The 12,431-nt window shown below is 46.1% G+C and carries 11 protein-coding genes; 1 reads left to right on the forward strand and 10 read right to left on the reverse strand.

The window, feature by feature from the left end:
- The first annotated feature begins 12 nt into the window (after window positions 1–12).
- Window positions 13–2,796: a PBP1A family penicillin-binding protein gene (locus G9F75_RS11170; RefSeq protein WP_022553045.1), complete on the forward strand. Its 2,784-nt coding sequence runs from the start codon at window positions 13–15 to the stop codon at window positions 2,794–2,796.
- A gap of 77 nt (window positions 2,797–2,873) precedes the next feature.
- Here the strand turns inward: G9F75_RS11170 and G9F75_RS11175 are convergent, their stop codons facing one another.
- The 10 genes from G9F75_RS11175 to panC all read right to left on the reverse strand — a co-directional run bounded on the left by G9F75_RS11175 (window position 2,874) and on the right by panC (window position 12,430).
- Window positions 2,874–3,365, reverse strand: a complete 492-nt coding sequence (locus tag G9F75_RS11175) for a YpoC family protein (RefSeq protein WP_021494228.1) — start codon at window positions 3,363–3,365, stop codon at window positions 2,874–2,876.
- Complete coding sequence (gene nth / locus G9F75_RS11180; RefSeq protein ID WP_007612187.1) at window positions 3,362–4,021, reverse strand: endonuclease III; 660 nt, start codon at window positions 4,019–4,021, stop codon at window positions 3,362–3,364. Before nth ends, G9F75_RS11175 begins: the two co-directional genes overlap by 4 nt.
- Window positions 4,022–4,039: 18 nt before the next feature.
- Window positions 4,040–4,738, reverse strand: a complete 699-nt coding sequence (dnaD, locus tag G9F75_RS11185) for a DNA replication protein DnaD (RefSeq protein ID WP_003153516.1) — start codon at window positions 4,736–4,738, stop codon at window positions 4,040–4,042.
- Window positions 4,739–4,832: 94 nt separating this feature from the next.
- Window positions 4,833–6,125: an asparagine--tRNA ligase gene (asnS, locus tag G9F75_RS11190; protein ID WP_003153515.1), complete on the reverse strand. Its 1,293-nt coding sequence runs from the start codon at window positions 6,123–6,125 to the stop codon at window positions 4,833–4,835.
- 134 nt (window positions 6,126–6,259) lie between these two features.
- Window positions 6,260–7,441: a pyridoxal phosphate-dependent aminotransferase gene (locus G9F75_RS11195; RefSeq protein ID WP_014418237.1), complete on the reverse strand. Its 1,182-nt coding sequence runs from the start codon at window positions 7,439–7,441 to the stop codon at window positions 6,260–6,262.
- 22 nt (window positions 7,442–7,463) lie between these two features.
- Entirely contained in the window at window positions 7,464–7,949 is a 486-nt protein-coding gene (tseB, locus tag G9F75_RS11200; RefSeq protein WP_007409483.1) for a cell wall elongation/penicillin-binding protein regulator TseB, read from the reverse strand.
- A 9-nt stretch (window positions 7,950–7,958) separates the two neighbouring features.
- Window positions 7,959–8,129, reverse strand: coding sequence for a YpmA family protein (locus tag G9F75_RS11205; RefSeq protein WP_003153512.1), 171 nt, complete (start codon window positions 8,127–8,129; stop codon window positions 7,959–7,961).
- Between the two features lie 147 nt (window positions 8,130–8,276).
- The gene (gene dinG, locus G9F75_RS11210) at window positions 8,277–11,063 is read right to left on the reverse strand and encodes an ATP-dependent DNA helicase DinG (RefSeq protein ID WP_072177161.1); all 2,787 of its coding nucleotides are present in this window, start codon (window positions 11,061–11,063) and stop codon (window positions 8,277–8,279) included.
- 121 nt (window positions 11,064–11,184) lie between these two features.
- Window positions 11,185–11,568 carry an aspartate 1-decarboxylase gene (gene panD, locus G9F75_RS11215; protein WP_003153510.1) on the reverse strand — a complete coding sequence of 128 codons (384 nt, stop codon included), beginning with the start codon at window positions 11,566–11,568 and terminating at the stop codon, window positions 11,185–11,187.
- A gap of 1 nt (window position 11,569) precedes the next feature.
- On the reverse strand, window positions 11,570–12,430 hold the full coding sequence (panC, locus tag G9F75_RS11220; protein WP_029973653.1) for a pantoate--beta-alanine ligase: 861 nt from the start codon (window positions 12,428–12,430) through the stop codon (window positions 11,570–11,572).
- Window position 12,431: the final 1 nt, after the last annotated feature.

Raw genomic sequence — 12,431 nt, forward strand, 5'->3', positions numbered from 1 at the left:
GGTTGAGATGTTATGTCAGATCAATTTATGAGCCGTGAAGAACGCCGTAAGGCAAGGCAGACGAAAAGCACTAAGCCCTCTTCACCGAAAAAAGGCAAGAAACAGCGTAAAGGCGGTTTATTCAAAAAGATTGTGCTGTCCTTGGTTATTCTGTTTGTCCTTGGCATAGTCGGCGGAGCGGCGGCATTTGCCGTTTTGGTTTCCGGCGCGCCCTCTTTGGACGAAGCAAAGCTGAAAACGCCTTACTCTTCAACGATTTACGATAAAAACGGCAAAGAAATCGCGGAAGTGGGCGGCGAAAAACGAACCTACGTCCCGATTAAGGATATACCCGATGTTGTGAAAGAAGCATTTATCGCAACTGAAGACGCCCGTTTTTATAAGCACCACGGTATAGACCCGATCCGGATCGGAGGCGCCTTGGTCGCCAACTTTACGGATGGATTCGGTTCAGAGGGAGGAAGCACAATCACCCAGCAGGTTGTGAAAAACTCGCTTTTGACCCATCAGAAAACGATTAAACGGAAAGCACAGGAAGTGTGGCTTTCACTGCAGCTGGAGCGCCATTATTCTAAAGATGAAATCTTAGAAATGTATTTAAACAGAATTTATTTCTCACCGCGCGCCTATGGCGTCGGTAAAGCGGCTGAAGAATTCTTCGGCGTAAAAGATTTGAGCAAGCTTACGGTTGAACAGGCGGCGACGCTTGCCGGAATGCCGCAAAGCCCGACCGGATATAACCCGGTTAAAAATCCGAAGGCTTCCGAAAAACGCCGAAACATTGTTCTCAGCTTAATGGAAAAGCAAGGATTCATTTCAAATTCTGAATACCAAAAAGCGAAGAAAGTGTCCATGAAAGATGAAGGCGTCGTCAGCCAAAAGGAATACGATAAAAAGGACACAAATAAATACAGCGCTTTTGTTGAAGAAGTTATGAAAGAAATTGAGACAAAAGAAAAGAAAGACGTCGATATTTCAACTGACGGACTGAAAATTTATACGACTCTTGATACGAAAGCACAAGATTATCTTGATCAATTGATGAACGGCGACACAGCCGGATTTACCGAAGGCATGCAGGGCGGCGTCACGCTCCTTGATACGACAAACGGAGAAATCCGCGCCATCGGAGCAGGACGGAACAGAACTACCGGGGGATTCAATTATGCAACACAAGGTAAAACCCAGCCCGGTTCAACGATAAAACCGATTCTGGATTACGGCCCGGTCATTGAAAATAAAAAATGGTCGACGTATGAGCAGATTGATGATTCGGCTTATACGTACTCTGACGGCACACCGATTCACGACTACGACAATAAATACAGAAATATGATATCAATGCGAGAGGCCCTCTCAGACTCGCGTAATATTCCGGCTCTGAAAGCATATCAAGCAGCCGGTAAAGATAATGCCGTCGACTTCGCAAATGACTTAGGACTAGGATTAAACAAAGAGAGTGTAACCGAATCTTATTCGATCGGAGGATTTGGTCAGGATAACCGCGGTGTATCTACTATGACAATGGCGGGCGCCTACAGCGCTTTCGGAAATAACGGAACGTACAATGAACCGCATGCGGTCACATCGATTGAATTTAATGACGGCACTAAGCTTGATTTAACACCGAAACCGAAAAGTGCTATGAGCGATTACACGGCATTCATGATTACCGATATGCTCAAAACAGTCGTGCAGTCAGGAACAGGCAGACTAGCTCAAGTACCGAACGTGGAAGTCGCCGGTAAAACGGGTACCACTAACTTTACTAAAGAGGACATTCAAAAATATAATATCGCACAAGGCGGAGTCCCAGACTCATGGTTTGTCGGATACACCCCTCAATATACAGCAGCGGTTTGGACCGGAGTTGAGTCTGGCAACAAAGCAGGTAAGAAATCACTGTCTTCTGCTGACCAGCAAGTCGCAAAACGGATTTTCCAAAAGCTGATCTCATACGTTGATGACGGTAAAGGAAGCTTCAAGCAGCCTGACAGCGTCGTCAAAGAAACGGTTGAGAAAGGCTCGAATCCTGCCGCTTTAGCCGGACCGAATACACCGGATGATAAAAAAGTGACGGAGTACTTCGTGAAAGGAACGCAGCCAACTGCCGTTTCTAAAACGTACACGAAAGAAAAAGCCGATAAACCGACAGGATTGCAAGTGAAATACGACAAAGATAAAAAATCATTAACCTTAAGCTGGGATTATGACGGTGATGCAACATTCAATGTCAAACAATCCGTTGACGGCGGAAGCTATAGTGACATTCAAAACAGTTCGGCAAAAGAAGCCGTCGTCTCAGATGTCACGCCAGGCTCCACATACAGCTTCCAGGTGACAGCGGAAAACGATGACGGAAAAAGCGATACGGCATCAGCATCTTTCAAAGTCCCGAAAGATGAAGAAGACGATGCAGATAAAGATAAAGCGACTGACGATGAACAGAAGTCTGATGAAGATAAAGATAAAGACAAGACGCAAACCGATGATTCAAACACAGATGACAATCAGACAGATACGTCTGACGGATCGGATCAAACACCCACTGATGACTCAGATAAAAATCAGGATCAATCCGATAAGGATCAAACGGATGACAACAATCAGAATCAGCCCGGTAACGGGACGGATAACAACGGACAGCAAGATAACGGCTCTGATAATGATTCCGATTCCGGTTCAGACGGCACAAATAAACCTGACAGCGGTCAAACGGACAAAAACCAAGACTCATCTTCAAATATCAACGGGCAGTCCAATTCGTCAACCATCCAGTCAAATTCCGCTCATTAGCGGACGAAATCCTTCACCTCAAACAGGTGAAGGATTTTTTTCATACAAAAAAACCTCCTTATGAGAAAAGGAGGTTTTTAACATTTGTTCATGGCTTCATATTTATGATATTGTTTCTTCATCTCCGTCATCAATTCATCCAGCTGAATAAACGAGTGAAATTGAGTCGGTTTCGTTAAAATAAACGCCATTCGCTCCGCCCAATTGATCGGTTCGGCGGGAAAATGTTTTGTTTCAAGCACAGTCCAGTCGAGTGATGTAACCCGCTCCCCTGCCGTCCAGTGAAAAGCGGCAATCAGACAGGCAATTCCCTTCAGCATGTCATTTTGATCACATCTCGATTTTCTTGTTTGAAAAACGGGAAGCAGCGTTTCTTTCGTTTCGTTCCAAATCTGAAACAGAAACGGGACATATTCGCCCCTTTCCCTCCATGGCTGCACTGTTGGCTGACCGCTGAAATCCATATACAGCGGATGGCGGCGCAGCGCCGTTTTGATCTCGTGGCTTTCCAAGTCCGTAAGGCTGCGCAGGTATGTTTCATAGCCTGCCAGAATGTCAATCGCCGTCACCGTTTCACCAGCCCTTTTTTGTCACGCTTCTGCCCTTCTCTGCATAGCGGAAGCAAAGGACATTCCGCACAGCGGGGAGATTGCGCTTTACAATGATACCTGCCGAAAAATATTAATCTGTGATGCGTAACAGACCAATCCTCTTTCGGCACTTTTTTCATTAATGTTTTCTCTACTTCCAAAACAGAGTCCTTCCAGCGGCAGATACCGAGCCGTTTAGAGACCCGCTCCACATGAGTGTCTACTGCGATCGCAGGTACGCCGAAAGCAACAGACACGACCACATTTGCCGTTTTCCGTCCGACACCCGGCAGATTCACAAGCTCATCCCGGTCTTTCGGCACTTCTCCGCCGTACTCTTCGATGATCATTTTGCTCAGCTTTTGAATATTTTTGGCTTTATTACGGTACAGGCCGATTGATTTAATATCCTGCTGGAGTTCTTCCAGCGATACGGCAAGATAATCTTCGGGCCGTTTATATTTTTGAAATAGCGTTTTTGTCACTCTGTTGACGAGAGCATCCGTACATTGCGCGGATAATGCGACTGCCACAACCAATTCGAAAGGATTTGAATGGACAAGTTCACATTCTGCGTGCGGAAACATATCGCCGATTTTTTCAAGACAATATTCAATCTGCTTTAAATTTAACACGTTTCTCCCCTTCTCATGTTATTGTTCCAGCCAATTGTAAAAAGGCACCTGCCTCGTATACTCTTTTTGCGGATCATTTTGTTTCGTTTGAACACGCCGGAATTTTTGGCTGTGCGCCTTCGCCTGCTCAACCGTTTTGAAGCCGTTCTTTTTCCATTCAAATAAAATCCGGTCAATATAGCGAAAACTGAGTTTCCCCGATAAAACGGCTTCTTTTAAGGCGTGTTTAATCAGAATCGCATCATGCTGATCCTGATCCTGCCATATGGCCAGCGTCTCGCATTCAAGCGGCGACAGCGGTCTTCCGAACTCTTCTTCAAAGATGGTATACAGGCTTTTTTGTTCTCTTTCTGACGTTCTTTCCTGCGTTTCGTTTTGTGAATGCTGCATGTAATCATACAGCTTCGCCCATAACGGCTGCAGAGAATATTTTTCAAACTTTATGCCGTTATGGTCTTCACATTCTTCAATAAACAGAAAACCTTTTTGAATAAACATTCTCAGGCAGCTTGTACATTCTTCAGCAGAGATGGACATGCCTGATTGAAGTTCAAACGGCGTCGGAAAATAAGAGCCCTTTTCCAAATGCATTTTAATCTTCAAAAGCAGGATCAATTCGGTTTCATTCAGCCCAAGCTGCCGGTAATGTGTCAGCAGCAGGTTGGGAATGCTTGAAATGCCGAGTTCCTGCATATCTATAAATTGCTGTTTTTTCATCCTTACACCTCTTACTGTAAAAGGTTATCTCCGGGAGCTTTCCCCTTTACTTAGAAAAAGTCTCCCTTGCAGGAGACTTCGTTTTTCATAACTATTACGGATACAGACGGTTCAGAAGTCTCGGGAACGGGATCGTTTCACGCACGTGAGGCGCTCCGCTGATCCAAGCCACTGTCCGCTCAAGTCCAAGGCCGAAGCCGGAGTGCGGAACAGAACCGTATTGTCTGAGTTCAGCATACCATTTGTAAGCATCTGAATCCAGACCGTGTTCTTTTAATCTTTCTTCCAATAAATCCATATCATGAACGCGTTCTGAACCGCCGATGATTTCCCCGTAGCCTTCCGGAGCGATTAAGTCGGCACATAACACGACATCGTCACGATCTTTGGCAGGCTGCATATAAAATGGTTTTAATGACGTCGGGTAATGAGTGATAAACACCGGTTTGTCATAGCTTTCTGCGATCGCTGTTTCATGCGGCGCACCGAAGTCATCTCCCCACTCAATATCGTCAAAGCCTTTTTCTTTCAGGAATTCGATCGCTTTATCGTACGTAATGCGCGGGAATGGCGCTTTGATTTGTTCAAGCTTCGATGTGTCTCTTCCTAATGTGTTCAGCTCGATCTTACAATGTTCCAGCACGCTTTGTACGATGTACGCAACATAATTCTCCTGAACTTCAAGGTTTTCTTCAAATTCAACAAATGCCATTTCAGGCTCAATCATCCAGAATTCGATGAGATGACGTTTCGTTTTCGATTTTTCCGCTCTGAACGTCGGTCCGAAAGAGAATACTTTTCCGAGCGCCATTGCAGCTGCTTCCATATACAGCTGGCCGCTTTGAGACAAGAAGGCGTCTTCATCAAAATATTTCGTCGCGAACAGCTCAGTCGTGCCTTCCGGAGCGCTTCCCGTCAAAATCGGCGGATCAACTTTCACGAAGCCTTCTTTGTTGAAAAATTCATAAGTCGCACGGATGATTTCGTTGCGGATTTTCATAATTGCGTGCTGGCGTTTCGAACGGAGCCATAAATGTCTGTGATCCATTAAGAATTCCGTACCGTGCTCTTTAGGCGTAATCGGATAATCAGTCGCTTCGTGAATGACTTCAATGGATGTAACAGCAAGCTCATAGCCAAGCGGTGAACGCTCGTCCTCTTTCACAATTCCTTTTACATAAAGTGACGTTTCCTGCGTCACTGATTTCGCGATTTGGAAGATGTCTTCTTCTACTTCAGCTTTGACGACAACTCCCTGAATGAAGCCGGTACCGTCTCTCAGCTGTAAAAATGCGATTTTACCGCTTGAGCGTTTATTAGCGACCCAAGCTCCAATCGTTACTTCCTCGCCTGTGTGTTTATACACTTGGTTGATTGTTGTTTTCAAACTCTTTCCCTCCAGAACAAGAAAGACATTCAGGAATCTGCCTGAATCTCTTTTTTCATCACTTTATTATACCCGTTCTACTCTAACGGGGTCAATGCAAGTGAAAAGCGGCTTTAAAAGCCGCTTTTTCAGAATCAGCTGTGTTTTTCCGTGAAGCGGCGGATTCTTTCGACCGCTTCTTCTAAAAGATCAAGTGACGTTGCGTAAGATAAACGGACGTTGTCCGGTGAGCCGAAGCCCGAGCCCGGCACGATGGCGACTTTTTCTTCTTCCAGAAGCGCCTTGACGTATTCATCGACATCTTTGAATCCGCAGTTTTCTGCGGCCGCTTTGGCGTTAGGGAACAAGTAAAACGCCCCTTCAGGCTTGACACAGGTGAATCCGGGAATTTCACTGAACTGAGCGTAAATGGTGTTCAGTCTGTGCTCAAATGCCTGTCTCATCTCTTCCAGCGGCTCAGCCGGACCGTTATAGGCCGCAATAGCGCCGTATTGAGCGATGGACGTCGGATTTGATGTGCTGTGGCTCGCAAGGCTCGTCATCGCTTTAATAATCGTCTCCGAACCCGCCGCATAGCCGATCCTCCAGCCCGTCATGCTGTGAGATTTCGAAACGCCGTTAATGATGATCGTCTGCTCTTTCAATTCATCTGAAAGCTGTGCGATTGAGACGTGTTTTTTTCCTCCGTATGTAAGCTTCTCATAAATCTCGTCAGAAACGATCAGAATGCCATGCTCCAGACACACTTTTCCGAGTTCCGCAAGCTCTTCTTTCGTATACATAACACCTGTCGGGTTGCTCGGTGAATTGATAATGAGCGCTTTTGTTTTCTCGGTGATGGCCTGCTTCAGCTGCTCCGGTGAAATTTTAAACTGATTGGATTCCAGCCCTTCTGCATAGACGGGACGCCCCCCTGCCAGTTTCACCTGCTCAGGGTAGCTGACCCAGTAAGGAGTCGGTATAATCACTTCGTCCCCTTCATCAAGAATGACCTGAAATAATGTATACAGAGCGTGTTTCGCTCCGGTGCAGACAATGATTTCTGACGGCTTATATTCAATCCCCTGATCGTTTTTGAATTTTTTTGCGATACTGTCTTTCAGCGCCGGCAGACCGCCTGAAGGCGTATATTTTGTGTGGCCTTCATTCATGGAACGCACCGCGGCATCTATAATGTGCTGAGGCGTATTAAAATCCGGTTCTCCTGCTCCGAGGCCGATGACATCATGGCCTTCTGCTTTCAGCTCTTTCGCTTTTGCAGTAATTGCAAGTGTTGCAGACGGTGTTAATGCGGATACTCTTTTTGCCAATTTCAACTTGAACTCCCCCTAATACGTCTCACGGTGTGATGTTTTTGAGAATCTTGCCGCTTGTAAAGTCCACATAGCTAAAGCTATACTGCCCGCTTTTGTTGATATAGGTCACTTCCCATAACGGAACATTGTTTTCTCTCGCCGGGTGAACGCCATTCAGCTTGGAAACAAGCCCTTCGTCCCGAACGATCTTGGCAGCCTTGCCGCTTGAAATGCCGTCACTGGCTTTTTTTGAGAGAATTTTTGCTTTTTTGTCGGCCGGAACCCATACATACATATCTTTTCCATGTTTATCCGTTCCGGTAACAACATAATATTTCTGTTTGCCGACAAAGGTCTCCACTTTCTCAGCATCTGTCAGATCCGTTTTTTCTTTAGCGGCTGCGGCAGCTGTTTCGTGGCCTTCTTCTTTTTGAGCCATTGCAGATTTAAAAATGCTGGCCGAAAATAAAAGAACTGCTAAAAAAATAATACCAAATACAGCTGTAAATATTAATGCTTTTTTTCTCATCTTTTTCACCTATGTACGATAAATGGTGAAGACCGCTTCATTTTGATTTTCTTCGTCGAGCGCAAGGCCGAACATCAGATTGTCCCGTTTCAAAGTCCGGTTTAATGTATCGACGATTTTATATAAATCATCTGAATGCTCCACATTAATCGTTGACAGAATTTCAATTTTGCTTTCCATTTTTATACCCTCCATCGGTCGAACAAATTTTGTTAGTCATAACGGGATGCGCCCGCGGCATAATAAAATCACAAGGCGGCATGAACCCGCTTTTACTATAAAAACAATTCCTCATCCCACACCACGAAAGCCGCGTTTATGCGGCTTTTATTCCGTTTGGCTGACATAAGCCCCGAGTTCGGCATCCGTCAGCTCCAAAAGAGATGAAGTCGGGAGCGCTTCAAGAAACAGCCGTCCGTAACCCGCCGTCTTTACACGCTGATCTAAAAGAACGATTGTTCCCTTGTCTCCCGCCGTACGGAGCAGGCGCCCGATCCCCTGTCTGAACGTTAACACAGCCTCAGGCAGGGAAATCGTCTGAAACGGATTTTTCCCCTGCTTCTTGGCAAATTCGCATTTTGCGGCGTGAAGCGGATTGTCAGGCGCCCTGAAAGGAAGTCTTGCGATCATGACAGTTGACAATTCATCCCCCGGAAAATCAACGCCTTCCCAGAAATGATTCGTCCCGAGCAAAATCGCCCGGCTTGCCGTTTTAAAGGTTTTCATTAATTTACCGGGACTCCCGCCCGAAATACCTTGGGCGAGAAGCTGAATGCCTGAGATCTCCATACTGAGTTTCAGTTCCTGATACACTTTTTTCAGCATATCATGAGACGTAAACAGGACAAGGATCTTCGGCTGTTTTCCCTTTGACATGATTTCCGCATACTTGGCAATATGCTCAATGACTTCCCGCTCCCCGTCATATTTAACGGATTTCATCTCTTTCGGAATGATGACGTTCATCTGATCATCGTAAGAAAAAGGAGACGGGATGCTTTTGGTGCGCGGATAAAAATCCGCAAGTCCGAGCCTTTCAATCATAAATTGAAAAGACTGCTCCACCATTAAGGTCGCTGATGTGAGCACAACGCTTTTTTTGCGGGCGAAAAACTGGTCTGCCAGCATTTCACCGGGCTCCAAAGGCTGCGCATAGATGCTGACGGCGTTTTTTGCGCCTTTCGCGTCAATTTCAACCCAAACGGCTTCTTTCTCATCATTTTCAAACAGCAGCCTGCTGAACGTATCGCGATATTCTTTCAGCCCCCTGATACACTTTACATATTCGGCCGCTAAAAAAGCCGCTCCGCTTTTCATCTGATCAAGCTTTTGATGTAACAGTTTCTCCTGTACTGAAAACATGTCAAGCAGCTGATCCAGCATCGCACAAAGCCGCTCCGCTCCGTCCGTTATCATGTGAAACCCTTTATCCTGGCTTTTATGATTGAGACTATAGACGAGACGGTTCAGATCGTCTTTAGGTTTTCTTCGTTTGACAAAAGAATGCACTGAACTGAAAAATGCGTCGCTTTCCGATTGAATATGCTTCATCCACTCATCGGCGTCAAAAAAACTTTCCGCCGGCAGTTCATACGTATAAAACAGTTTCCTCATCCGCTTTAACAGTCCGTGTTCCTTTAAGGTTCCGATTCGGCTGAGCTTTGTGTGCAGTCCGATGTATGAAGCTCTCTTCCCGAGGTGCTCGCTGGCGGCGCGTTCGAAATGATGCGCTTCATCAATGATGACCGTTCCGCTTGCAGGCAGTTTTTTCGTTTCACTGCTTTGATCTGAAAACAGCAAAGCATGGTTTGTGATAATCAGATCTGCGGCCTGCGCTTTTTCTTTAGCCCGTTCATAAAACCCGGCAGCCGAGTCCTTCCCTTTTTTCAAAAAAGAATTCTCATCGTAAGCCATGCGCTCCCACAGCAATCTGCCGCCTGATGGAAGATTCAGCTCAGCGGCGTCGCCCGTTTCAGTCTCCGTCAGCCAGACGAGAAGCTGTGCTTTCGTCAAAACCGCATCATAGTTGTCATCTTCCTCATGCAGAATATGTTCAAACTTAGGCAGGCACAGATAATGTGATTTCCCTTTTAAAATAGCGGCTTTGACCGGCCAAGGAAACATACGCTCCAAAAGCGGAAGATCTTTAGACATGATCTGCTGCTGCAAAAGAGTAGAGTACGTGCTGATAATCACGGGAGTTTGTTCCGCTTTGGCAAATAAAACAGCCGGAACGAGATAACCGATCGTTTTTCCGATGCCGGGCGCCGCTTCAATCAGCGCATGCTCCCGATTGCGGAAGGCGCCAAGCACTTCATCCATCATCGAAAGCTGCCCTTTCCGCTTTTCATAGCGGGGGATGATATCGGATAAGATCTGTTCTTTTTCTTCGTTCCACTTTTCAAGGTCAATGGCCGCATTCACCGGACGGGAAACCGGAATGTGATCGGGCTCTTTGATTGAAAAAGAGGCGTATGGAATGCAGCTCTTTTCTTCCGCCGGCCTGCTTTCATGTATAAAAGAATCCAAAAGCAGCGTCAAATCGCTGATAAAATGCTGTGAAAGCCTTCTAAGCTGCTTTAACGTCGGTAAAGGCAAATGTTTCAGTTTATGTAAAATGTCTAAAAAGACCAGTCCCGTAACCTCCGCATCGCTGTCTGCGCGGTGAGGGCGGTCATGAACAATATTCAGCTCCGCGCACAACTCACCGAGCTTATATCCTTCAAACCCCGGGAAAACAATACGCGAAAGCTCAACCGTATCAAGCACTTCACAATCCGGCAGCTCATAGCCCGCTTCGCTCAGTTCATGCCGGACAAATCCGAGGTCGAAATGAATATTGTGGGCAACAAAATACGCGCCGTCAAGCAGATGAAAAATCTCCTCTGCGACCGCTTCAAACGGCAGTTCATTTTCAACCATTCCGGACGAAATTCCCGTCAGCTGTTCAATAAACGGCGGGATGGCCTGATTCGGATTGATATATTTTGAAAACCGCTCAGTTATTTGTCCATTTTCAATGACAACCGCTGCGATTTGAATGATTTTATCGCCCTTTTTCGGCGAATTTCCTGTTGTTTCGACATCTATGACAACGAACCGTTGTTTGTTCATTAAAATGGACACCTCAATTCTTGCATACGAGAAAAGTGTAACACGTTTTATTGAGAAATGGAGCGGAAAAACAGCTTTTGCCCCTAAATCTTAAAAGAAAACCCCCATGAAGGGGGCTCTTTTACAAAATCGTGTGTGCCGGCTCCTGGCCCAGCATCTGCTCGATTTTATTCTGATCATCCAGTACGGCCACCTTCGGCTGATGGCTTTTTGCTTCCTGATCAGACATCATTTGATAAGAAATAATAATGACTTTATCTCCTTCTTGGACGAGACGGGCGGCAGCTCCGTTTAAACAGATGACGCCGCTCCCCCGCTTACCGGGAATAATATACGTTTCAAGTCTCGCTCCGTTGTTATTATTCACAATCTGAACTTTTTCATTAGCGAGCATTCCGACGGCATCTAAAAGATCTTCATCAATCGTAATGCTGCCGACATAGTTTAAATTGGCTTCCGTCACGGTAGCGCGGTGCAGTTTTCCGGCCATCATAGTGCGGTACATATTATGATCTCTCCCATTCATCAATATCAATAATGATATTATCAATCAGTCTGGCTTTAGAAAATTGGACGGCGCAGGCCAGAATGACCTTGCCGTTTAATGTTTTAAGCGGAGTCAGCTCCGGATAAGCGTACAGTTCGGCATAATCAATGACGCCGCTTGTGTTTTCGATGATATCGGTGACGGTTTTTATGACGGTTTCCGGATTTCTTTCACCGTCTTTGATCAGTTCGGCACCTTGCTGCAATGCTTTATAGATCATCGGCGCTTCTTTGCGTTCCTGCTCAGTCAGATAGACGTTGCGAGAGCTTTTGGCAAGTCCGTCTTCTTCTCTGACCGTGTCCACTGCAACCAATTCGATATCCATAAAGAAATCCTCAATCAATCCGTCCACAACCGCTGCCTGCTGGGCATCTTTCAGGCCGAAGTAGGCGCGGGTCGGTTTAACGAGATTGAAAAACTTCGTCAGCACAGTGGCCACTCCGTCAAAATGGCCGACGCGGGAGGCGCCGCACAACACGTCAGTTCTCCTTTTCACTTGCACGGCAACATTTTGCTCGCCTTTATACATGTCACTTGGAGACGGCGTAAACAAAACATCTGCCCCCGCCTGTTCTGCAAGCCGGGCATCGCGCTTTAAATCCCGCGGATATGCTTCGTAATCCTCGCCCGGTCCGAATTGAGTCGGATTGACAAAGATGCTCATCACGACAATATCGTTTTCTTTGCTTGCTTTTTCAACCAGCGTCAGATGTCCTTCATGAAGAAAACCCATTGTCGGGACGAATCCGATCGTCCGGCCTTCTGAGCGGTATTGTGCAATTAATTCTTTCAGCTGTTGAGTTTCTGTCAGTTGTTTCATC

It is taken from the genome of Bacillus sp. EKM208B, from assembly GCF_011800725.1.
In the GTDB taxonomy this organism is placed as follows: domain Bacteria; phylum Bacillota; class Bacilli; order Bacillales; family Bacillaceae; genus Bacillus; species Bacillus velezensis.

Bases quoted from the DNA above. Each gene is read 5' to 3' on its own strand.
- G9F75_RS11170 (WP_022553045.1), top strand. From the start codon at position 13: ATGTCAGATCAATTTATGAGCCGTGAAGAACGCCGTAAGGCAAGGCAG.
- dnaD (WP_003153516.1), bottom strand. From the start codon at position 4,738: ATGAAAAAACAGCAATTTATAGATATGCAGGAACTCGGCATTTCAAGC.
- tseB (WP_007409483.1), bottom strand. From the start codon at position 7,949: ATGAGAAAAAAAGCATTAATATTTACAGCTGTATTTGGTATTATTTTT.
- G9F75_RS11205 (WP_003153512.1), bottom strand. From the start codon at position 8,129: ATGGAAAGCAAAATTGAAATTCTGTCAACGATTAATGTGGAGCATTCA.
- dinG (WP_072177161.1), bottom strand. From the start codon at position 11,063: ATGAACAAACAACGGTTCGTTGTCATAGATGTCGAAACAACAGGAAAT.
- panD (WP_003153510.1), bottom strand. From the start codon at position 11,568: ATGTACCGCACTATGATGGCCGGAAAACTGCACCGCGCTACCGTGACG.
- panC (WP_029973653.1), bottom strand. From the start codon at position 12,430: ATGAAACAACTGACAGAAACTCAACAGCTGAAAGAATTAATTGCACAA.